The sequence below is a fragment of the Microbacterium sp. LMI1x-1-1.1 genome (assembly GCF_040676205.1).
Taxonomy (GTDB): domain Bacteria; phylum Actinomycetota; class Actinomycetes; order Actinomycetales; family Microbacteriaceae; genus Microbacterium; species Microbacterium aquilitoris.
In genome coordinates, this window is sequence record NZ_JBEGHM010000001.1 from 395,319 (window position 1) to 414,052 (window position 18,734).

26 protein-coding genes are annotated in these 18,734 nt (G+C 68.8%); 8 read left to right on the forward strand and 18 right to left on the reverse strand.

Translation table 11 applies throughout. The features are described from left to right. Positions 1–9: 9 nt before the first annotated feature. Entirely contained in the window at positions 10–255 is a 246-nt protein-coding gene (locus MRBLMI1x_RS01845; RefSeq protein WP_018187645.1) for a hypothetical protein, read from the reverse strand. Positions 256–317: 62 nt separating this feature from the next. On the opposite strand from MRBLMI1x_RS01845, the gene MRBLMI1x_RS01850 reads away from it, so the two are divergent. Both MRBLMI1x_RS01850 and MRBLMI1x_RS01855 read left to right on the forward strand, forming a co-directional pair. Then, positions 318–815, forward strand: a complete 498-nt coding sequence (locus tag MRBLMI1x_RS01850; RefSeq protein WP_363455440.1) for a hypothetical protein — start codon at positions 318–320, stop codon at positions 813–815. A gap of 157 nt (positions 816–972) precedes the next feature. After that, positions 973–1,599: a DUF1349 domain-containing protein gene (locus MRBLMI1x_RS01855; RefSeq protein ID WP_018187647.1), complete on the forward strand. Its 627-nt coding sequence runs from the start codon at positions 973–975 to the stop codon at positions 1,597–1,599. A gap of 290 nt (positions 1,600–1,889) precedes the next feature. Here the strand turns inward: MRBLMI1x_RS01855 and MRBLMI1x_RS01860 are convergent, their stop codons facing one another. Beyond that, positions 1,890–2,195 carry a hypothetical protein gene (locus MRBLMI1x_RS01860; protein ID WP_018187649.1) on the reverse strand — a complete coding sequence of 102 codons (306 nt, stop codon included), beginning with the start codon at positions 2,193–2,195 and terminating at the stop codon, positions 1,890–1,892. Between the two features lie 171 nt (positions 2,196–2,366). On the opposite strand from MRBLMI1x_RS01860, the gene MRBLMI1x_RS01865 reads away from it, so the two are divergent. Then, the gene (locus tag MRBLMI1x_RS01865; protein WP_307463499.1) at positions 2,367–2,969 is read left to right on the forward strand and encodes a hypothetical protein; all 603 of its coding nucleotides are present in this window, start codon (positions 2,367–2,369) and stop codon (positions 2,967–2,969) included. 8 nt (positions 2,970–2,977) lie between these two features. Here the strand turns inward: MRBLMI1x_RS01865 and MRBLMI1x_RS01870 are convergent, their stop codons facing one another. Next, complete coding sequence (locus MRBLMI1x_RS01870) at positions 2,978–4,408, reverse strand: glycosyltransferase family 39 protein (protein WP_363455445.1); 1,431 nt, start codon at positions 4,406–4,408, stop codon at positions 2,978–2,980. 445 nt (positions 4,409–4,853) lie between these two features. Between MRBLMI1x_RS01870 and MRBLMI1x_RS01875 the strand changes: the two genes are divergently transcribed. Together MRBLMI1x_RS01875 and MRBLMI1x_RS01880 are read left to right on the forward strand one after the other, a co-directional pair. Beyond that, positions 4,854–5,186, forward strand: a complete 333-nt coding sequence (locus tag MRBLMI1x_RS01875; protein WP_020098424.1) for a hypothetical protein — start codon at positions 4,854–4,856, stop codon at positions 5,184–5,186. 357 nt (positions 5,187–5,543) lie between these two features. After that, the gene (locus MRBLMI1x_RS01880; protein ID WP_116227705.1) at positions 5,544–6,062 is read left to right on the forward strand and encodes a hypothetical protein; all 519 of its coding nucleotides are present in this window, start codon (positions 5,544–5,546) and stop codon (positions 6,060–6,062) included. Between the two features lie 57 nt (positions 6,063–6,119). Here the strand turns inward: MRBLMI1x_RS01880 and MRBLMI1x_RS01885 are convergent, their stop codons facing one another. From MRBLMI1x_RS01885 to MRBLMI1x_RS01895, 3 genes are read right to left on the reverse strand one after another with little or no spacing between them, the layout of a single operon-like run. Beyond that, entirely contained in the window at positions 6,120–6,524 is a 405-nt protein-coding gene (locus MRBLMI1x_RS01885; RefSeq protein ID WP_020098422.1) for an arsenate reductase ArsC, read from the reverse strand. Further along, positions 6,521–7,237: an MIP/aquaporin family protein gene (locus MRBLMI1x_RS01890; RefSeq protein ID WP_363455450.1), complete on the reverse strand. Its 717-nt coding sequence runs from the start codon at positions 7,235–7,237 to the stop codon at positions 6,521–6,523. Before MRBLMI1x_RS01890 ends, MRBLMI1x_RS01885 begins: the two co-directional genes overlap by 4 nt. Positions 7,238–7,285: 48 nt before the next feature. Beyond that, complete coding sequence (locus MRBLMI1x_RS01895) at positions 7,286–8,605, reverse strand: FAD-dependent oxidoreductase (protein WP_363455453.1); 1,320 nt, start codon at positions 8,603–8,605, stop codon at positions 7,286–7,288. 93 nt (positions 8,606–8,698) lie between these two features. On the opposite strand from MRBLMI1x_RS01895, the gene MRBLMI1x_RS01900 reads away from it, so the two are divergent. Together MRBLMI1x_RS01900 and MRBLMI1x_RS01905 are read left to right on the forward strand one after the other, a co-directional pair. After that, a complete protein-coding gene (locus MRBLMI1x_RS01900) occupies positions 8,699–9,049 on the forward strand; it encodes an ArsR/SmtB family transcription factor (RefSeq protein WP_363455456.1) in 351 nt (116 codons plus the stop codon). Then, entirely contained in the window at positions 9,046–9,549 is a 504-nt protein-coding gene (locus MRBLMI1x_RS01905; RefSeq protein ID WP_116227707.1) for a GNAT family N-acetyltransferase, read from the forward strand. The genes MRBLMI1x_RS01900 and MRBLMI1x_RS01905 overlap by 4 nt, the downstream gene beginning before the upstream one ends. A 58-nt stretch (positions 9,550–9,607) precedes the next feature. Here MRBLMI1x_RS01905 and rpsN read toward each other — a convergent pair whose 3' ends face one another. The 12 genes from rpsN to MRBLMI1x_RS01965 form a co-directional block, all read right to left on the reverse strand. Then, positions 9,608–9,913 (reverse strand): 30S ribosomal protein S14, encoded by a 306-nt coding sequence (gene rpsN, locus MRBLMI1x_RS01910; protein ID WP_018187657.1) that lies wholly within the window; start codon positions 9,911–9,913, stop codon positions 9,608–9,610. A 4-nt stretch (positions 9,914–9,917) separates the two neighbouring features. After that, complete coding sequence (gene rpmG / locus MRBLMI1x_RS01915; RefSeq protein WP_005051772.1) at positions 9,918–10,088, reverse strand: 50S ribosomal protein L33; 171 nt, start codon at positions 10,086–10,088, stop codon at positions 9,918–9,920. Beyond that, positions 10,088–10,324 (reverse strand): 50S ribosomal protein L28, encoded by a 237-nt coding sequence (gene rpmB, locus MRBLMI1x_RS01920; RefSeq protein WP_018187658.1) that lies wholly within the window; start codon positions 10,322–10,324, stop codon positions 10,088–10,090. The genes rpmG and rpmB overlap by 1 nt, the downstream gene beginning before the upstream one ends. 171 nt (positions 10,325–10,495) lie before the next feature. Continuing rightward, a complete protein-coding gene (locus MRBLMI1x_RS01925) occupies positions 10,496–11,122 on the reverse strand; it encodes a HEAT repeat domain-containing protein (protein ID WP_363455461.1) in 627 nt (208 codons plus the stop codon). Positions 11,123–11,207: 85 nt separating this feature from the next. Next, complete coding sequence (locus MRBLMI1x_RS01930) at positions 11,208–11,873, reverse strand: DNA-3-methyladenine glycosylase (protein WP_336125226.1); 666 nt, start codon at positions 11,871–11,873, stop codon at positions 11,208–11,210. Beyond that, positions 11,870–13,258 (reverse strand): hypothetical protein, encoded by a 1,389-nt coding sequence (locus tag MRBLMI1x_RS01935; protein WP_363455465.1) that lies wholly within the window; start codon positions 13,256–13,258, stop codon positions 11,870–11,872. The genes MRBLMI1x_RS01930 and MRBLMI1x_RS01935 overlap by 4 nt, the downstream gene beginning before the upstream one ends. Further along, the gene (locus MRBLMI1x_RS01940) at positions 13,248–14,015 is read right to left on the reverse strand and encodes a TIGR03943 family putative permease subunit (protein WP_363457782.1); all 768 of its coding nucleotides are present in this window, start codon (positions 14,013–14,015) and stop codon (positions 13,248–13,250) included. Before MRBLMI1x_RS01940 ends, MRBLMI1x_RS01935 begins: the two co-directional genes overlap by 11 nt. Before the next feature lie 4 nt (positions 14,016–14,019). Further along, positions 14,020–15,051, reverse strand: a complete 1,032-nt coding sequence (locus tag MRBLMI1x_RS01945; protein WP_020098413.1) for a permease — start codon at positions 15,049–15,051, stop codon at positions 14,020–14,022. Beyond that, the gene (locus MRBLMI1x_RS01950) at positions 15,041–15,469 is read right to left on the reverse strand and encodes a Fur family transcriptional regulator (protein ID WP_018187664.1); all 429 of its coding nucleotides are present in this window, start codon (positions 15,467–15,469) and stop codon (positions 15,041–15,043) included. The genes MRBLMI1x_RS01945 and MRBLMI1x_RS01950 overlap by 11 nt, the downstream gene beginning before the upstream one ends. A 9-nt stretch (positions 15,470–15,478) precedes the next feature. Further along, positions 15,479–16,378: a metal ABC transporter permease gene (locus tag MRBLMI1x_RS01955; RefSeq protein WP_018187665.1), complete on the reverse strand. Its 900-nt coding sequence runs from the start codon at positions 16,376–16,378 to the stop codon at positions 15,479–15,481. Further along, complete coding sequence (locus tag MRBLMI1x_RS01960) at positions 16,375–17,187, reverse strand: metal ABC transporter ATP-binding protein (protein ID WP_116227712.1); 813 nt, start codon at positions 17,185–17,187, stop codon at positions 16,375–16,377. The genes MRBLMI1x_RS01955 and MRBLMI1x_RS01960 overlap by 4 nt, the downstream gene beginning before the upstream one ends. Then, positions 17,184–18,134, reverse strand: coding sequence for a metal ABC transporter solute-binding protein, Zn/Mn family (locus tag MRBLMI1x_RS01965; RefSeq protein WP_363455470.1), 951 nt, complete (start codon positions 18,132–18,134; stop codon positions 17,184–17,186). Before MRBLMI1x_RS01965 ends, MRBLMI1x_RS01960 begins: the two co-directional genes overlap by 4 nt. A 169-nt stretch (positions 18,135–18,303) precedes the next feature. Between MRBLMI1x_RS01965 and MRBLMI1x_RS01970 the strand changes: the two genes are divergently transcribed. Further along, positions 18,304–18,732, forward strand: a complete 429-nt coding sequence (locus tag MRBLMI1x_RS01970; protein WP_363455473.1) for a BLUF domain-containing protein — start codon at positions 18,304–18,306, stop codon at positions 18,730–18,732. Positions 18,733–18,734 lie beyond the last annotated feature (2 nt).

Consider the following 18,734-nt stretch of genomic DNA (forward strand, 5'->3'; position numbering starts at 1 on the left):
AAACGATCGTTATCGGTCGAGCCGCGACTCGCCCTCGTGCTCGCCTTGGTCGGCTGTATCTACATCCTGCTCAGGCGCGGCGAGGGCCTCATCCACGTGCATATCCACGACTGCTCGTCTCACCCATATCGAAGCAGCGATCACCGCAACTGACGCGGCGACGGCCGGGATCCACCACCCCAGCGCGAACAGAATGGACGCCACTCCGACCAACGGGAACAGAACCGCGACTTGAATCAGAAGTGGCTTGTTCATGTTCGAAGGCTACGCAACCGGAACCCGCCGAAAACGATCCTTTCCGGCCGGCTCTGGGCTTCATGGTGCGGCGCGCACCGAGCTTCCTCGTACTCATATCGGCGGCGTTACTGATGTCCGGTTGCATCTCGACAGTCGGTCTTGAGCGCTCGCCCTCTCCAAGCCCATCGATCACCGAGGCGGGCGTCGATGACTCTCCGTTCGTGGCGCTCAAGATTGTCGACCCCGACTATGAGGTGCCCGGGAAGGTGACCGGCGAGGTAGCGCGCGCTCGCAGGGCGGCGAAAACAGTGCATATCGCCTCAACATGTCGCAGGGCGAAGCCGATCGAGGGGTCCGTTACACGCTCCGGTGACTGCACCCCGGCGGAGGCCAGCGTCACCTTCAAAGCCATCGGTTCTTCAAGCGGAATGGTGGCGAGCGCGGAAGGTTGTGAGAGCCCCGGCGAGGTGACCGGGCTCACATTCGATACCGCAGCGGAAGCCGTCTCCGTCGAAATCCAGTCAAACGACGACACCTTGGCCGGCGCCTGGGCGACTCTCATCGCGGAGGCACCGTAGGCCGTCCCCGGTGTTTCCGGCATGCCTCTCAGCAGTCTTCATGCTGGGCCCTGCCGCATTGCTCGGGTGCGCACCACGGAAGGCGCTGCTTTCCAGGCAGTGGTGACCATGGCCCTGTAAACCGTGCATGTGCACGGTTTTTCGATACTGTGATCGCATGACGGTATACATCCCCACCATCGAGACCCCATTTCGGCCGTTCCCCGACGACCGCTGGTCGGTAGATCCTGTCTCGGGCAGCATCCGTGTATCCAGCATTCCGGGCACGGACATCTTCACCGACCCAGGCGGCAACGACGGCGGCCAGGTCACCTCTTCGACGCTGCACAACGCCGCAACACTTCTCACCGACGCTCCCGCCGGCGACTTCCAGCTCAGCGCGCGGGTTCGCGTGCGCTTCGCGGGCACATTCGATGCCGGCGTACTTTTCCTGCGCCACGATCGTGAGACGTGGGCGAAGCTCTGCTTCGAGTTCTCTCCACGCGGGCAGGGCATGATCGTCAGCGTCGTCAACAATCGCGTGTCCGACGACGCCAACGCCTTCACCGTCGATGGTGATCACGTGCACCTGCGCGTGTCTCGGAAGGGGACCGTCTTCGCCTTCCATGCGTCCTTGGACGGCGAACGGTGGGAGCTGATCCGCGCATTCTCGCTCCCCAGCGCGCACAAGCCGCTCGAGGTTGGATTCGAGGCCCAGTCGCCCCAGAGCGAAGGCTGCGACGTTGTCTTCGATGAACCGCGCCTCGAGAGACGCACGATCTCCGACTTCCGTGACGAGTCGTGAACTACTGATCGTCTCGCGGCTGATCACCCACGAGCACGGGGCCACGTTGTTATCCGCGCCGTGAGAGTGATACTCACCGAGCTCGAATCGATCGGTATCGCAGAGAATCTCCCGATGATCGGTGTCCCGGCGCTGGTGACGGGCCACTCACCCTTCGACTACCTCCCCGTCGCGAAGGGTTCTCACGACGGGGACCCGTCTGATCCGAGAGTGCGCGCGTTCAGATAACGAAAGAAGAGGGATCGCAGGCACCGAAACCGCCTATCGAAATCTCTTTCTGGCTGAGCTTCTCAGTCCTCGAGTTCCTCCAACTCGGCGAGCGCCTGCCTCGCTCTGCGGAGGCGCTCGTCCTTCGGCTCGTCCCACCAGTACGGGCCCCGCTCGCCGAGCCCGTGCTTGGCGAGGTCGACTCGTCGGCGTGACGCTGACGTGGCGTCCGGATCGCCCTGCGCGCGGCGCACACCTGATCGACCGCGCCCGAGGTGGGAGGTCAGCGCCGCCACGAGGTCTGCGGGCAAGGACGGATCGGTGCGCCGCCACCGCCGCCCGTTGATGGTGAGCCAGCGCTCGTCATCGGAACCGGCGTCATCCGCCATCGATGATCCTCTCAATCGAATCGAGCCAACCAGCCCGCCAGCGTGAGTGTGTCACGCCGTCGCATTGCATGATGTCACCCTTTGGTTGACACTCACGATCTTCGCTCGTACGCTCGCCCCATGGCCGGATCATCCACGAGCGACATGTCGCTTGCCGAGCTCGCCTCACTCGTGGAGGCCGCCGGAGCAGGCGCCCCTCCCGATTCGGGTGGTGAGGTTCGGGGCATCCGTCACGCCGACGAGTTGGTGCGACGTTCGCGCGAGCGCTTGCAGGAGGTGGTTTCCACGGCGCGTTCTCACGACGTCTCGTGGCAGGAGATCGGTGATGCGCTCGGGGTCAGCCGACAGGCGGCCTTCAAGCGATTCGGCGCCAAGGGCGAGGGGGAAACGATGGCAGCACCGGGGATAGACCTGACGGATCGGACCAGCGAGGTGTTCGCGCACCTGGACGCCGGCGACTACGAGGCGGTGCGGGCGCACATGACGTATACCTGCGGCCGCGCGCTGACCAAACGCAAGCTGATGGGCGTGTGGGATGAGGTCCGGGGCGAATCCGGTCGCCTCGACGCGTGTGTCGAGGCGACGGTGCGGACGGCCGACGGCAGCACACCGCTGGCCAAGCTCGCCAACCGGCATCTGAGCACGGGAGCGATCGTGCAGGTGACCCTCCAGCATGAGGCCGGCGAGTGGATTGGACGCGTCGCCTACAACGGTTCCGGCAAGATCACCGGCATCCTCATCGCCCCGCCGGGGTCACGCGACCTGCCGTTCTGACCTTCCGCTCAGCGCGCGTCATCCCGGCGCCACTCGCCCACCGTCAGACCACCGACGTCTCGAACGGATGCCGGAGCGTATCCGTTCTCGGCCAGTTGCTGCGCGAACGTCGACCCATCTCTCGTGACGACCCAGATGTCGGCATCGCCGGGAACCTCAGTGAACTTCGGATCGACGAGGGAGTCTGAGTAGGTGCCGGTTCCGACGTAGCTCGATGCGAACGCGATGTCCCGGAGGCCTGCGAAGGCGTCTGGGTAGGCGGCGATGGCGACGCGTGGCCGGGTTCCCGCCGGGCCTGCAGCCTCCAGCAGGATGGCGTCGCCCGGTCGGGCGTGCGACGCGATGAAGGATGCCGCGGCGCGAAGGTCGATGCCCCCGGGTTTCGCCATCGGCAACCGCGATGCGACGTAATGCGGCACCGTGAGCATGCAGATGAGGACGCTCGCAGCGACGAGGGTCCGGCGACGTGCGCCCCCCAGAAGCGAGCCGACCAAGAGCGCGAGTGCAGGCGCAGAGACGGTCAGGTAGCGCGGAGTGAACACCGGCGTCCCCGCGAGCGACAGCGTCACGAGCACGGTGCCGGGCAGCAACAGCCAGACGAGGAGCGATACCACGGGGCGCGACAGCGTGACCCGCCACCCCGCTCGCACCGCCACCGCGACCAGCAGCGCCAACCCGATCACCATCCAGAACGCCGAGCCGAACATCGGCTCTATCAGCACGGTGTAGAGGTTGACGTCCTGCCCAGACAACCACGCCACCTGACCGCGTTGCGGAATCATCGTGAGCACGAGGGGCACAGCGAGCAATCCGGGAACGACCAGCGCGGCCGAAGCCCGGAGGACCCGCGTGCGCCTCGCAAGGGTGGGGTCGTCCGCGAGCAGCGCGAGCGCGGGAAGCACGAACAGGCCATACGCGAACATCCACACCGACGCCGTGGCAGCCGCCGTGACACCGATCCACGGCGCCCAGCCACGGCGCTCACGCGCCCGCGCGACGAGCACAGCGGCGACGACCAGCAGGGCGGTAGCCATCGCATACGACCGCGCCTCGATGCCCTGCGTCGTCATCCTCGGGAGGACGACGAAGACCACCACCGCCACGATGCCGGGGGCCACCCCGAACCACCGACGGCCGAGATGGAACACACCGGTCGCCCCGACCGCGACGGCGAGCGCAGAGGGGAACCGAACCGAGAACTCGGATTCTCCGAAGACCTGGATCCACCCGTGCATGATGAACGCGTACAGCCCGTGGACGGCATCCCGCTGCATCACGAAGCCGAAGAACTCCGGCAGCGGCAGCCGTGCGAGCTGCAGTGTGGCGGCCTCGTCGTACCAGAACGAGGGCACCCACGACCCCGCCATCGTGGCGACGAGCGCCGCGGCGAAGACGACGAGCGACGCCGTCCCTTTCGCGACGGTTTCGCTGACCGTCATTCCCTCACCGATCTGAACCGCAGACCGCCGCGGGGCGAATCAGCGCAGCGAGCCGCTACCTGCCTGCCGTGCACGTCTGCCCCATCTGACGACCCCTCGCGGCCAGCGTGCCCGCTGAACCGAACCGAACGGAACGGCGCGTGCAGCCGGGTGGCCTGCCGTACGGCGGGAAGCCGTTCGCCATGTGCCGCAAGACTATCGAGTCGAGCCACAGCACGATCGCACGCGCCGCCGGCATCACAGGCATCTGGAACCACCTCGCCGGATAAGTCGTACATCTCGATCTGCCACCCGCCGCCCATCACGTTGTCGTGTGGCGCGCAACCCCTCGCCCGATCGGCGTGACGCGAGGAACCTGCAGAGTGGGGCACCAGAATGTTGGATCCGCAGCACTGCTCAGCAGTGTGTCTGATGGGATGCGTCCGGTTAAGGGAAGGTCACCACCATGGGGCGCTTCAACTACAGCACCAACGCGAAGACCGACATCGAAGATCGCGCGCTCGCGCATTTACAGATCGTGATCGGGAACAAGTTGAAACGTGGCGAGCCGTTCTTCTTCACCTGGCGCGAGGACCTCAGCATGGATGACGGCCGACGAGCGGTCTGGATCCACTCCGACTCGAAGCTCAGCTTCACGTACCGCGGTAGCCGCGCGCCGACCATCAACAGGGCGTGGTTGAGCAAGCTCGCGCGCCTTGCCGACGCGACCAGCGGGCTCTACCTCGTGTCCGAGCCGCCGGATGACCATCGCGCCGAAGCGGCCGCAGACGTCATCTGACCAACGCCCCCGAAGTGTCCGGCCGGGTGGTATCCGGCTACCCCCCTATCGGTGCGCAGGGATCCGTGACACTGTCAGCAATGAGGGCGGTCGGGGGGCCCGCCCGGTTGGAGAAGCCCCGCCAGCACCGCAGATCTTTTGATCCTCGTGTTTTGGAGATGGGTGGATCCCCTTGCACTCACCTGGGGGGTGATTGTGAGGGGATCCTGTTTTTGCACGACCGTTTGAGAGGGGACCTCGTCTTCTGAGGCCGACGCAACCCCCAGTGCGCGCCTGGCGAGGTCCCCGCTCCAGCGACAGGCTGGGGCAGCCGACGGTTTCTGTGCGACGCCCAGGCCGGAGGCGTAACGTCGGTTCATGAATGCAAAAGTGAAGAGCGCGGGCAGTGGCCCCGCATTGTTGGGCCTCCGGTCGATCCTGGTCACCACCCTCCCGTCGGAGCTGATGACCGTCGATGCACCCGACCGATACACCGTCGAAGCTGTCTTCACCCGCAGGGTGGAGCCGGATGAGGTAGCCGATATTCAAGGCAACGAGACTCGCGCGCAGCTGTCCGCGCACGGGTACTCGACCGCGGAACTGCGGGTGTCCGACCGTCGGCTTGAGATCCACAACACCAATCTCGAAGAGCTCCGTGATGGACTCGCCTCCGTGATCGCACAGCGCCTGGGCGACATCGACACTCATCTGGCGATCCAGCGAAACGCCGACGCCCACCGGTTCCAGGACGCGTCGCATCAGGAAAAGGCGCGCGCCGCCGCGGTTGCAGTGCTAGCCGAATCGATCGCATTCACGCCGCCAGATGCAGGCGACCTGAGTGACGAGAGCGCGCGAGTAAGCGACTGGATGGAAGAAGGTGGATCAGGCCGCGACTGAGAGCGATGACCCGGCAACTCACCGTCAGCGCCCGCGACGATGGCGTGGCGCGAAAACCTAGAGCAGGCTGGCGACGAGTCCTTCGACCCGCCCGCGGATGTCGTCGCGGACCTCACGGACGACGTCGAGGGGCTGCCCGGCGGGGTCGGTGAGTTCCCAGTCCTCGTAGCGCTTACCGGGGAAGATCGGGCAGGCGTCGCCGCATCCCATCGTGATCACGACGTCGGCCTGACGCACGGCGTCGGTGGTCAGGATCTGGGGGACGGCACCGGCGAGGTCGATGCCTTCCTCCGCCATGACGGCGACGGCGTTCGGGTTCACGGCGTTGCCGGGCTCACTCCCGGCGGAGAACACGTCGATGCGGTCTCCGGCGATCGCGCGGAGGTACCCGGCCGCCATCTGCGATCGGCCGGCGTTGTGGACGCAGACGAAGAGGACGGCGGGCTTGGTGGTCTCGGTCATGAGTGCTCCTGCGGGGTGGTTTCGGGTTCGGTGGGGATGACGGCACGGCCGGCTGCGCGTGTGGCTGCCGGCTGGAGGACGAGGAGCAGGCCGAGCCCGATGGAGGCGCCGACGAGTTGCGCCAGGATGAACGGCACGGCGGATGCCGGGGCGATTCCGGCGAAGGTGTCGGTGAAGATGCGGGCGACCGTGACCGCAGGGTTCGCGAACGATGTCGAGCTGGTGAACCAGTACGCAGCGCCGATGTACGCCCCGACGGCTGCGGCGGTCACGCTCGGCGTGCTCGTACGGGCGAGGGTGAAGATCAGCAGCACGAGCCCGGCGGTGGCGACGACCTCTCCGATGAGCTGCCCGGGAGTTGCTCGCTGATGCGTCGAGAACGCGGGCGCGACGTCGAACATCACGCCCGCCAGGAGCGTCCCGGCGACGCCACCCGAGAGCTGAGCGGCCAGGTAGCCCCCGAGGTCGGTCGTGGGAAGGCCACCGGCGCGGCGCCGACCGAGCACCCCGTCCGCGAGCGAGACGGCGGGGTTGAGATGCGCCCCTGACACGGGGCCGAGCATGAGGATCAGCACAGCAAGACCGAGAGCCGTGGCAAGGCTGTTCTCGAGCAGCTGCAGGCCGACGTCGTTCGGGGAGAGTCGCTGGGCGGCGGTCCCCGAGCCGACGACGACGGTGACGAGCATCCCCGTTCCGACGAACTCGGCCAGCATCCGGCGCGCCAGCGGTGGCCGACACGATGCAATGTGCATATCCACGGATCAGACGGATGCCGGGGCGCGGCCGACCTGCACGAGCGCGACAGGCGGGGCGCAGCACGCCCCACCGAGCGAGGCTCCGGACGCATCGAACAATCCCGCGCCGCCGCACACGCCGGTGTCCGGCAGGACCAGCTCTACGCGGCGGGCGGCTTCGTGATCGCCTGCCAGCTCGGCCACGACGCTGCGCACCTGCTCGTACCCGGTGAGGGCGAGGAACGTCGGCGCACGACCGTAGGACTTCGCCCCGACCAGGTAGAAGCTCTGCTCCGGCTGAGCGAGGTCCGCGGCGCCCGTCGCGGCGACGGAACCGCAGGAGTGGACGTTCGGATCGACCTCCGCGGCAATCCGCACCGGAGCCTGGAGTGTCGGGTCGAGCTCCAATCGCAGCTCGGAGAGGAACGACAGGTCGGGACGGAACCCGGTCAACACCACGACGCGGTCGGCGGTGAGGGTGCGGCCGTCCTCCGCGACCAAAGTGGGTCTTTCTCCGTCATGAGTGACCCGCTCGACGCGGAACCCGGTGACGAGGGAGACGAGACCGGCCTCGACATACTCTTTCGCCCGGATCCCCAAGGCGCCGCGCGCAGGCAGCTCGTCGGCATCCCCTCCACCGAACGTGTTGCCGGCGGTCGCGCGGCGCAGCGCCCAGGTCACGGTCGTCGAGGGGTCGCGACGAGCCATACGGGCAAGGGCCAGGACGGCGGTCACCGCGGAGTGCCCGGAGCCGATCACGATCGTGTGCTTACCGGAGAAACCCGCCCGATCGCGGAAGTCGGGGATGCGGTACGAGAGCAGGTCCGCCGCGGAGGCCTCCCCCAGCGCGGGCAGGCCGTCGGCTCCGGCAGGGTTCGGACTGGCCCACGTGCCGGATGCGTCGATCACGGCCCGCGCCTGCAGCCGGTACTCCTCCCCCTCGGAGGGCGAGATGTGGACCGTGAACGGCTGCTCCCCGCGGTCGGCATCGACGAGCCGGTCCCGACCCATCCGGGAGACACCCGTAACGCGGGAGCCGAAGCGGATCCGATCACCCAACGCCGTGGCGAGGGGGGCGAGGTACTTCCCGATCCACTGGTCGCCGGTGGGGTATCCGGCAGCGGGCGCCTGCCACCCCGACGTGCGCAGAAGGCGGGCGCCGGACGCGTCGATGAGCTCGGGCCATTCGGAGAACAAGCGGACGTGGCCCCACTCCGCGACAGCCGCAGCAGGAGCAGCACCGGCCTCGAGGACCACGACGGGCATGTTCCGCTCGATGAGGTGTGCCGCAGCGGCGAGCCCCTGCGGACCTGCACCGATGACGACGACGGGCAGGACATCGTCCACCTGGGGCCTCCTCACACACATCGACAAAGCTCGATGGATAGAGGATGCACAGATCCATCGACAGATGTCAATACGACGTGAGAAGATGACCGCATGCCTGCACACCTCCCGCTTCTCGCCCCGTCCGAAGGTGCAGTGTGCTGCGGGACGGTCACGGGCAGTGTGATCTCGGTGGAGGATGCGGAGCGCACCGCGCGGGTCTTCAAAGCGCTCGGCGACCCCACCCGTGTGCGTCTGCTCTCCCTGATCGCCGCCTCCGCCGACGGCGAAGCGTGCATCTGCGATCTCACCGAGCCCGTCGGGCTGTCTCAGCCGACCGTCTCCCATCACATGAAGCAGCTCGTCGACGCGGGACTCGCGACGCGCGAGCAGCGGGGCCGATGGGCCTACTACCGCGTCGTCACCGACGCGCTCGGCGCGGCATCCCAGGCCCTCCGTCCATGACCGACGCCACCATCCGGGCCCTGACCGCGCACGACTGGCCCCAGGTGGAGTCGATCTACCGCGAAGGCATCGCAGCGGGGAACGCGACCTTCGAGAGCGCACCCCCGTCGTGGGAGGAGTTCGACCGAGCAAAGCTCCAGGTCGGCAGACTCGTCGTTGCCGACCCCACCGGCATGGTGCTCGGCTGGATCGCCGGTTCCCCCGTCTCGACGCGTGAGGTCTACCGAGGGGTCGTGGAGCATTCCGTCTACGTCGCCGACAGCGCACAGGGCCGAGGCGTCGGCAGAGGTCTCCTCGAGGCTTTCGTGACGGATGCCGCCGCCGCCGGCATCTGGATGGTCCAAGCGAGCATCTTCCCCGAGAACATCGCCAGCTTGACGCTGCACGAGCGGGCCGGTTTCCGCCAGGTCGGTCGCCGCGAACGCATCGCGTACATGACTCACGGCCCGTGGGCCGGCACCTGGCGCGACACGATCCTCATCGAACGTCGGGCCGACTGAGCCCCCGGAAACGACGAAGCCCCCGTCCGGAGACGGGGGCTTCGTGCGGAAGTGGTGCTTACCAGCTCGACTTGGTCACGCCGGGCAGCTCGCCACGGTGCGCCATCTCGCGGAAGCGGACACGCGAGATGCCGAACTTCGACAGGTGGCCGCGGGGGCGTCCGTCGATGGCGTCGCGGTTGCGCAGGCGGACCGGCGACGCGTTGCGGGGAAGCTTCTGCAGGCCGACGCGGGCGGCCTCGCGGGCCTCGTCGGTCGCGTTCGGGTCCACGAGGGTCTTCTTCAGCTCGGCACGCTTCTCGGCGTAGCGGGCGACGATGACCTCGCGCTGGTTGTTGCGCGCGATCTTGCTCTTCTTCGCCATGCGATCAGCGCTCCTCTCGGAATTCGACGTGCTTGCGGATCACCGGGTCGTACTTCTTGAGCACGATGCGGTCGGGGTTGTTGCGGCGGTTCTTGCGCGTCACGTAGGTGTACCCCGTGCCGGCGGTCGAACGCAGCTTGATGATCGGACGAACGTCCTGAGCCTTCTTCGCCATTAGAGCTTCACACCCTTCGCGAGGAGGTCCTTCACGACCGACTCGATGCCGCGGGCGTCGATGACCTTGATGCCCTTAGCCGAGACGTTCAGCGTGATCTTGCGACCAAGCGAAGGAACGAAATAGGTCTTCTTCTGCACGTTCGGGTCGAAGCGGCGCTTCGTCCGGCGGTGCGAGTGCGAGATGTTGTGACCGAAGCCGGGAACAGCTCCAGTCACCTGGCACACTGCTGCCATAGTGATTCTCCTTAGTACCGTGACACCGGACGGTGCCACCCAAGATCCCTTGTCTGCACCCCGCTCCCGGACACGGCTGTAGGCCGTCTTCTGAGGGTGGGATGCGAACTGCGTGCTGGAGTGCGCGCAGACGAAGAGTCAGTCTAGCACGGCCGGGCGTGTCGCCTTGACTCAGGCGGATGCCGCGGCCACGGCCTCGTCGTACGTCTGCTCCGGGTCGTCCATGAGTCGAGCCGTCACGGCCGCATGGGCGCGCGTGTACGGGCCGCCGGTCGCGAGGGCCCAGTCGACCTGCGGGCGGGCGGGCTCGCCGAGCGTCGCGAAGGCCTCGCTGAGGCTCCGCCGGGTGTCGTCCTCGCCGCGGGCGAACTGCGTCGCCAGGGTCGTCGCGAGAGCGGATGCCTCGGCTGCCGGCACGTGCCGGGCCGCCGTGCGCCAGGCCACGCGCGCGACCGCGTCGTCGGCATCCTTCAGCAGGTCGGAGGTGATCGCCGGCCACACGCGCGGCCCGCCGATCTTCGACATGGTGTGCAGCGCCTGCGCACGGATCTGCGCACCGCGCGAGCCCAGTTCGACGAGGAGCCGGTCAATGACCTCATCGGCGTCGTGCCGGGTCAACGCCCAGGTCAGCATCTCGCGCACGAGGAACTGCGGCTCGATGCGGCACTGCGCCACGAGCACCGGGATGTACTCCGAGCGCGGGTGGGTGCCAGCCGTCATCGCGGCCTGCACACGCGCCGACGGGTCGAGCGACGCGAGCGCCGCCTCGAGGCGGTCTGCGGCGGTGGTCTCGGTCACGGGTCACCTCACGGGGTCGGGTGGGAGGCGGCATCCCACCCTCAGGGCAACGCGCCGAGGCCGGCGGGTGTTCCCGGGCGTCGAATCAGCCCGCCGCCTCGCGCGCGCCGCGGCCCCAGCGGAAGGCCGACACGGTCGGGTCGCCCGGAATCCAGAAGCGCCACGGGAACGCATCCGTCCCGGCGATCCCCGCGACACCGACCCGGGGTCCCGTCGCGATCTCGGCCAGCGGCTCGGCGAGCAGGAACAGCCGCGCGCTCGCGCCGGCCCGCTCCTCCCCCGTGACCGCGTCGATACCGTCGTGGATCGGATGCCGGAGCCCCACCGCATCGCCGAGGCGGCCCGGCCCGCGGGCCAGGTCGCGCGCGACGCGCGCCGCGGGACGGCGGGCGTGCGCGGCATCCGCTCCGTCGACGACCTCTCCGGCGCGCAGCAGGATCCCGCCGGCGACGCCCTCGGGACCGCTCACGACGTTGACGCACGAGTGGATGCCGTGGCTCAAGTAGACGTACAGATGGCCCGGCTCGCCCCACATCGTCGCGTTGCGGGCGGTCGGCCCCATGCGGGCGTGCGAGCCGGGGTCGACCTGCGGGCCGGTACCCCGCCCGTGGTACGCCTCGACCTCGGTGATGCGGAGCGCCACGGAACCGGTCGACGTCTGCACCCGCAGCTCGCCGCCGAGCAGCGCGGGGGCGACCTCGGCCGGGAGCCCTTCGAGCGCCTCGCGCGTCGCGGGAACCAGCGAGGTCATTGCGACGGAGCCTTGCGGCACCACGCGACGTCGAACCCCTCGAGCGTCGTGATCTGCTTCCCGTCGAAGCTGAAGATCCGGGTCTCGAGCTTCTTCGGGAGGGGCAGCGTGTATCCGTCGTACGGGTTGTCGACCACGTCGGGCGCGATGACGAGGGCCGCGTATCGCCCGCTCGGCGAGACGCAGGTCTGCAGCAGACCGTCGGCGATGTCGACCTTCGCGACCACGCTCGTCTTGCCGGCGGCATCCACTCGCAGGATGTTCGTCCCCAGCGGGTTGAGTCCGTCGAACGGGGTGAGCGCGCGGAGAGTCGAGCCGTCGGACATCGCGAGGACCGACCCGGTCTGGCCGAGGTCGGGGGATGTCGGGGGCAGGGGCTTCTCCTTCGCCGAGGCGAGGTCGACGACGACGGGTCCCTCGACCCGTTCGATGTAGGCCGTCGTGCCCGAGATGTCGTCGATGCCGGTCGCGTTGCCGAGCTCCACGGGCGCGGCGCCCGTCGACGAGACGAGGCTGAGGGCGCCGTCGAAGGTGAGCATGAGGATGGTGTCGGTGCCCGGCACGAAGCGCCAGTCCTCGACGCGGGGGTCAGCACCGGTGACCTTTATCTCGGTCGGCTCCGCCGCAGGATCGGCCGTCGACCCGGTGAAGAGCAGGCTCTCACGGCCGCCGGATGCCGAGATGTCGGCATCCGTGAAGGTGTAGCCGATCGTGTTCCCCCGCTCGGCGCTCTGCAGGTTCGTGACGACGCCCTTGCCCGGCAGGGTCAGCTCCTGCCGGTGGGTGCCGTCGGTGCGGGTGACGATGAGGTGCGAGACGCCGTCCTTCACGGTCGAGACGACGAGGCGGGCCGCGGTGGCCCGGAAGTCCTCGATGTGCTCGTCCTCGAATACGGGTTCGTTGTCGCCGTCGAGGCCGACGCGGTAGATCTTGTCGCCGCCCCCGCCGCGCTGCAGGACGTACGAGTGCAGCTTCGGGGTCGAGAACGACTCCTCGACCGTCGAGGTCGGCCCTCCGCCGAGGCCCGCGAGCCGGTCGATGCGGATCGTGTACGTCGTCTCGTCCCAGAGCGGGTCGGTGAAACGGATGCCGACGCTCCGCCCCGACGTGTCGACGGTGAACGGCGCCGCGGGGGTCACGGAGACCTGCGAGACATCCACCTTCTGCAGCGACTGCGTCGTCTCGAAGATGAGGCGCGAGCCGGCCGAGCTGACCGCGGCCGCGGCGTCGGACTGCACCGAGGTGACGCGGGGACCCTGCAGGGTGGTCACCAGGCCGCCGGCGAGCGCCACCACGCCGAGCACCGCGACGACCGCGAGGACGCGCACCGAGAACCCGCGCGCCCGCCGCCGCTGGCGATGGGAGCGGCGGCTGTCAGAACTCATACGGATCCTTGGGCTCGGCGATCGGCTTCACCGATGCCGCCGCCACCTGCAGCTGCCCGTTCACGTCGCGGATGGTGCCCGTGACGGTCACCCACTGGCCGTCGTCCGGGATGTCGTCGGCCGTGACCGGCAGGCTCGCCGGCTGCGCGTCGATGACGCAGTGCGTGATGATGAGCCGCGTCAGGTCGAAGCCGCCCTTGCCGGGGGCGACGAACCCGGTGAGCGAGATCTCGGTGCCGTCGAACACCTCGGGGTCGGTCGCCGTCGCGAACACGCTCGCCCAGTCGCCGATGCCGAACGAGGCGGTGTCTCCGGTGATCGCCAGCGCCACCGTGTCGGACCCCTGGAACAGCGGCGGGGCTCCCGTGTTGCGCGAGGCCGCGAGCTCCGCGGACAGCGTCGCCGGCGGGACGACGAGCATCGTCGTGGCGACCCCGAGGGCGAGCACGCCGCCCGCGACCGTCGCCGCTGTTCCGACGAGCTGCCGGCTCGTGCGCGGCGCGTGATCGTGGTGGTCGTGGTCGTGGTCGGCATCCGCCGCGGGAGCATCGCCGTGGTCGTGCCCGTGGTCCTCGGCTGCGCCGAGCGGCAGCAGGAAGCTCAGGACCGAGCCGACCAGCGCGAGCACCGCCATCGACACGGCGAACCACGACGACTCGGGGTTGATGTACAGACCGAGCCGGCCGGTGACCGCGAGGGCGATCGTCAGGGCGGCGATGGATGCCACGGCACCGACGCCCAGCATCCGGAACCACACGGTGTCACGCAAGGAGGTTCACCACCCCTCCGATCGCCGCCGCTGCGAGGACGACCGTCGCCACGAGGACGCCGAGCACCCGCGTCCGGAAGGTGGTGCGCAGGAGCGCGAGCATCTTCACGTCGACGAGGGGTCCGACGAGCAGGAACGCGACGATCGCACCCGGGGTGAACGTCGAGGCGAACGACAGCGCGAAGAACGCGTCGACGTTCGAGCAGATCGACACGATCATCGCGAGCATGATCATCGCTGCGATCGACAGGGCCGGGTTCGACCCGATCGACAGCAGCACGTTGCGCGGGACGATGACCTGGACAGCGCCGGCGACGGCGGATCCGATGATGAGGGCCGGCATGACCGCGCGCAGCTCGACGACGAACTGGGCGAGGCTGCGGCGGGCACGGTCGCCGCTCACGCCCTGCTCGGCCAGACACGCGTCACGGAAGCGGTCGGTGATGAGGGCGTCCTGATCGGGATGCCGGCTGTACAGCCATCCGATGACGTTGGCGATCAGGTAGCCGCCGAGCAGACGGGCGACGAGGATGCCGTCGTCGAAGCCGAAGGCCTGGTGCGTCGTGATGATGACGATCGGGTTGACGATGGGCGCCGCCACCAGGAACGTCAGCGTCTCGGCGACCGAGAACCCGCGCATCATGAGGCCGCGGGCGAACGGGACGTTGCCGCACTCGCACACCGGGATCAGCATGCCGAGGAGCGACAGGACAGCGCGGCGACCCCACGCGTTCCGCGGCATCCACCGTTCGATGACCCCCGGCGGCACCCACACCTGCACGACGATCGACAGGATCACGCCGAGCATGACGAACGGCAGCGACTCGATGAGCACGCTGAGGGCGAGGGTCAGACCGTCCTGGGCTCGCGTGGGCAGTTCGGGCGACGGGCTCCACAGGGCGACGCCGATGAGCGCGAGGACGGCGAGGAGCCCGAGCCCCAGCCAGAGCGCGCCGCGCGCAGCCGACCCCGGCGAGGGGGTCGACGATGCTCGGGATGCCGCGGGGCGGACCTCAGTCCGCACGGGCCTCAGGCCGGTCGTCGCCCTGCGCGATCCGCGCGGAGCACTCGGCGCACGTGCCGAAGATGTCGACGACGTGCTCGGCATCGGTGAACCCGTTCGCCGCCGCCGTCCGCTTCGCCCAGGTCTCGACCTCGTCGGCCTGGATCTCGACGGCCTTGCCGCACACCCGGCAGATGAGGTGATGGTGGTGGCCGGTGCTGGCGCAGGCGCGGTAGATCGCCTCACCCTCGGGCGACTGGAGCTGATCCGCCTCACCGCTCGCGGCGAGGGTCGCGAGCGCCCGGTAGACGGTCGCGAGACCGATGCCGGTGTTCTCGTCGCGGAGCGCGGCGTGCAGATCCTGAGCGCTCACGAACCCGGGAGCGTCGGACAGCGCCGAGCGCACGCGCTCTCGCTGCCAGGTGTTGCGCTGGGCCATGGGCGGATTCTACGCGCGGACGCTAGCGACGGGCTGGGTGCGGTGCGCGGCGTCCGTGCGCTCCACCCGGCCCCGCCGGTCGCCGACGACACGGCAGACGAGGTAGATGACGAACGAGATCGTCGTGATGTACGGGCTCACGGGCAGGGTTCCGGCGACGGCGAGCAGGATGCCGCCGACCGCCGAGACGACGCCGAACAGGGCCGCGAGCAGCGGGACCGCGACGGGGCCGTGCGCGATGCGCGCCGCGGCGGCGGCCGGCGTCACGAGCAGCGCGAGGACGAGCAGCGCGCCGATGATGTGGACGGCCACGGCGACCGCGAGTCCCAGCAACAGCATGAACGCGAGCGAGATCAGCCCCGTCGGCACGCCGCGCGCCGCCGCGGACTGCGGATCGAGCGAATCGAATCGCAGCGGTCGCCAGATCAGCAGAAGCGCCACCAGCACGACGGCGGAGATCGCGATCAGCCAGGTCAGCTGGTCGGACTGCACCGACACGATCTGCCCCGTCAGGAGGCTGAACCGGTTGGCGCTCCGCCCGTTGTAGAGCGCGAGGAAGAGGATGCCGAGGCCGAGACCGAACGGCATGAGCACGCCGATGATCGAGTTGCGGTCGCGGGCGCGCGAGCCGAGCCAGCCGATCAACGCCGCGGCGACCATCGACCCGACGATCGACCCCGTGACGACGTCCGCGCCGATCAGGAGCGCTGCCGCCGCACCGGCGAACGAGAGCTCGCTGATGCCGTGCACGGCGAACGCCATGTCGCGCTGCAGGACGAAGACGCCGATGAGCCCGCCGACGAGGCCGAGGATGGCACCCGCCCACACCGAGTTCTGCACGAGCGCGAGGATCTGCCCGTACACGGGTACGCCGCCGAACATGGCGTTCGCGATGTCGTCCCAGTTCATGCGTGGTCCTCGTGATGGTGGTGGGATGCCTCGGCGTCGGGAGCGCCGACGACGACCAGACGGTCGCCCGCTTCGAGCACGAACACGGGAGCGCCGTAGAGGTCGGTGAGGACCTCGGAGGTGAGGACGTCCTTCGGTGCGCCGAGGGTGAACCGCCCGTTCGCGATGTAGAGGATGCGGTCGACCTTGCCGAGCAGCGGGTTGATGTCGTGGGTGACGAGCAGGACTGCGGCACCGCTGCGGCGGTGCCGGTCGATGAGACCGACGACGGCCTGCTGATTCGCGAGGTCGAGACTGGTCAGCGGCTCGTCGCAGAGGAGCAGACGGGGGTCGTCGGCGAGGGCCTGACCGACGCGCAGGCGCTGCTGCTCACCACCCGACAGGATGCCGACGGGTCGATCGGCGAAGTCGGTGGCGCCGATCGCGGCGATCAGCTCGTCGACCCGCTCGCGGTCTCTGCGCCGCGGTATCGGGGGCCCGAAGCGGTGCCCGTTGACGCCCAGGGCGACGAGGTCGCGGCCGCGGAGTGCGGTGTCGCGCGGGAGCGGCCGGGTCTGCGGCAGGTAGCCGATGCCGCGGTTCCCCGCGCGGGCGACCCGCTTGCCGTCGACCTCGACCGTGCCCTCGCTGAGGTCCTCGAGTCCGAGGATGGCGCGCAGAAGGGTGGTCTTGCCCGAGCCGCTGGGGCCGAGGACGGCGATCAACTCACCCGGCTCGACCGTGAGGTCGAGTCCGCTCCAGAGCTCGCGTCCGCCGCGCCGGAGCGCGGCACCCCGGATCTCGAGAGGGGGTGATGCGTGCCGGGTCACCGGGTCAGCGTACCCGCCAGCTCGTCGATGTTCTTCTGCATCCACGTCACGTAAGTCAGCCCTTCGGGCATCACCTCGGTGACTTTCAGCACCGGGATGTCGTTCGTCTTCGCGAGCTTCTTGATCTCGCTGGTCTCGGCACCACCGGTCTGCGCGTTGACGACGACCGTACGGACCTCGCCCGACTCCAGGATCTTCGTGGCCTCGAGCAGCGTCGCCGGCGGGACGTCCTGACCCTCTTCGACGGCTTCGCTGAACGCCTCCGGGGTCGCGTTCTCGAGGCCCGCGGCAGCGGTCAGGTAGAGCGGCACGGGTTCCGTGACGAAGACCTTCTCGCCGTCGTACTTCGCCTTGAGACCGTCGAGCGAGGTCTCGAGACCGCTGATGCCCTCGATGAGGGTGTCGGCGTTCTTCGTGAAGGTGTCGGCCTTGGCGGCATCCAGCGTGCCCAGTTCCTTCGCGATGGCGGTGATGTACTCCTCCATCGTGTGCGGGTCGTACCAGACGTGCTCGTTGAAGCCCTCGATGTGCCCGTGGCCGTGGTCGTCGGCGTGCTGCGGGTCGGCGTCCTCGTACGCGTGCGAGTACTCGACGGCGGTGAGGACCGGAGCCTTCGTGCCGCTCGCCTCGACGAGCGAGTCGAGGAAGCTGTCGTAGCCGGCGCCGTTCTCGAGGATGAGGTCGGCGTCCGAGATGGTCAGCTGATCGCGGGCGGATGCCTCGTAGGAGTGGGGGTCCTGTGACATCGAGTGGATGATCGACGTGACCTCGACGTCCTTGCCGCCGATGGCCTCGGCGAGGGAGCCGTAGACGTTGGTCGACGCGACGACCTTGAGGGGGGAGGCGTCGCCGCCGGACGAACCGGCCGGGGTCGCCGTGGCGCATCCGGCGAGGACGAGGACGGATCCGGCCGCGAGGGCGGCGAGGGCGGGCACACGAGAGGTCATGGATCGAGTGTATGTCCTGTTGATAACGGTTCTCAAACTCAGCGGGCAACGCTCAGCGGACTCATTGGTCCGTGCCCGGCCGGCGGAAACGCCCGCCACCCGGTGTTACTGTCGTCGGACCGGGCGGCACCCGCACCCTCCGGCGCACCATCACCCGGGGGATTCGCACATGACCGAGCAGCTGACCTTCATCGCGTACGCGAGCCGCGCCACGGCATCCTTCGATCACGCGAGCCTGGTCGACCTGCTCACCGAGAGCCGCGCGAACAACTCCCGCGACGGCATCACGGGCATGCTCGTCTACAGCGAGCCCGACTTCATCCAGATCCTCGAAGGACCGGATGCCGCGGTCCGCGCCCTCCTGGAGCGCATCGGCCGCGATCCGCGCCACACCGACGTCCGCGTCCTGCTCGACGAGCAGGTCACGGAACGCAAGTACGCGACCTGGTCCATGGGCTACGAACCGACCGTTCCCGGCGACGGCTCGGGCGACGCGGCGACGGCGATCCAGGCGGCCGGTGACGAAGCGTCGGCACGCGAGTCGGCCGACGCCCTCGGCGGCTGGTTCCGCGACAAGGCGGGCGCGGACCGGGCCTGAGG

Bases quoted from the DNA above. Each gene is read 5' to 3' on its own strand.
- MRBLMI1x_RS01845 (WP_018187645.1), bottom strand. From the start codon at position 255: ATGAACAAGCCACTTCTGATTCAAGTCGCGGTTCTGTTCCCGTTGGTC.
- MRBLMI1x_RS01850 (WP_363455440.1), top strand. From the start codon at position 318: ATGGTGCGGCGCGCACCGAGCTTCCTCGTACTCATATCGGCGGCGTTA.
- MRBLMI1x_RS01855 (WP_018187647.1), top strand. From the start codon at position 973: ATGACGGTATACATCCCCACCATCGAGACCCCATTTCGGCCGTTCCCC.
- MRBLMI1x_RS01860 (WP_018187649.1), bottom strand. From the start codon at position 2,195: ATGGCGGATGACGCCGGTTCCGATGACGAGCGCTGGCTCACCATCAAC.
- MRBLMI1x_RS01870 (WP_363455445.1), bottom strand. From the start codon at position 4,408: ATGACGGTCAGCGAAACCGTCGCGAAAGGGACGGCGTCGCTCGTCGTC.
- MRBLMI1x_RS01875 (WP_020098424.1), top strand. From the start codon at position 4,854: ATGGGGCGCTTCAACTACAGCACCAACGCGAAGACCGACATCGAAGAT.
- MRBLMI1x_RS01880 (WP_116227705.1), top strand. From the start codon at position 5,544: ATGAATGCAAAAGTGAAGAGCGCGGGCAGTGGCCCCGCATTGTTGGGC.
- MRBLMI1x_RS01885 (WP_020098422.1), bottom strand. From the start codon at position 6,524: ATGACCGAGACCACCAAGCCCGCCGTCCTCTTCGTCTGCGTCCACAAC.
- MRBLMI1x_RS01890 (WP_363455450.1), bottom strand. From the start codon at position 7,237: ATGCTGGCCGAGTTCGTCGGAACGGGGATGCTCGTCACCGTCGTCGTC.
- MRBLMI1x_RS01900 (WP_363455456.1), top strand. From the start codon at position 8,699: ATGCCTGCACACCTCCCGCTTCTCGCCCCGTCCGAAGGTGCAGTGTGC.
- MRBLMI1x_RS01905 (WP_116227707.1), top strand. From the start codon at position 9,046: ATGACCGACGCCACCATCCGGGCCCTGACCGCGCACGACTGGCCCCAG.
- rpsN (WP_018187657.1), bottom strand. From the start codon at position 9,913: ATGGCGAAGAAGAGCAAGATCGCGCGCAACAACCAGCGCGAGGTCATC.
- rpmG (WP_005051772.1), bottom strand. From the start codon at position 10,088: ATGGCGAAGAAGGCTCAGGACGTTCGTCCGATCATCAAGCTGCGTTCG.
- rpmB (WP_018187658.1), bottom strand. From the start codon at position 10,324: ATGGCAGCAGTGTGCCAGGTGACTGGAGCTGTTCCCGGCTTCGGTCAC.
- MRBLMI1x_RS01930 (WP_336125226.1), bottom strand. From the start codon at position 11,873: ATGACCTCGCTGGTTCCCGCGACGCGCGAGGCGCTCGAAGGGCTCCCG.
- MRBLMI1x_RS01935 (WP_363455465.1), bottom strand. From the start codon at position 13,258: ATGAGTTCTGACAGCCGCCGCTCCCATCGCCAGCGGCGGCGGGCGCGC.
- MRBLMI1x_RS01950 (WP_018187664.1), bottom strand. From the start codon at position 15,469: ATGGCCCAGCGCAACACCTGGCAGCGAGAGCGCGTGCGCTCGGCGCTG.
- MRBLMI1x_RS01955 (WP_018187665.1), bottom strand. From the start codon at position 16,378: ATGAACTGGGACGACATCGCGAACGCCATGTTCGGCGGCGTACCCGTG.
- MRBLMI1x_RS01965 (WP_363455470.1), bottom strand. From the start codon at position 18,134: ATGACCTCTCGTGTGCCCGCCCTCGCCGCCCTCGCGGCCGGATCCGTC.
- MRBLMI1x_RS01970 (WP_363455473.1), top strand. From the start codon at position 18,304: ATGACCGAGCAGCTGACCTTCATCGCGTACGCGAGCCGCGCCACGGCA.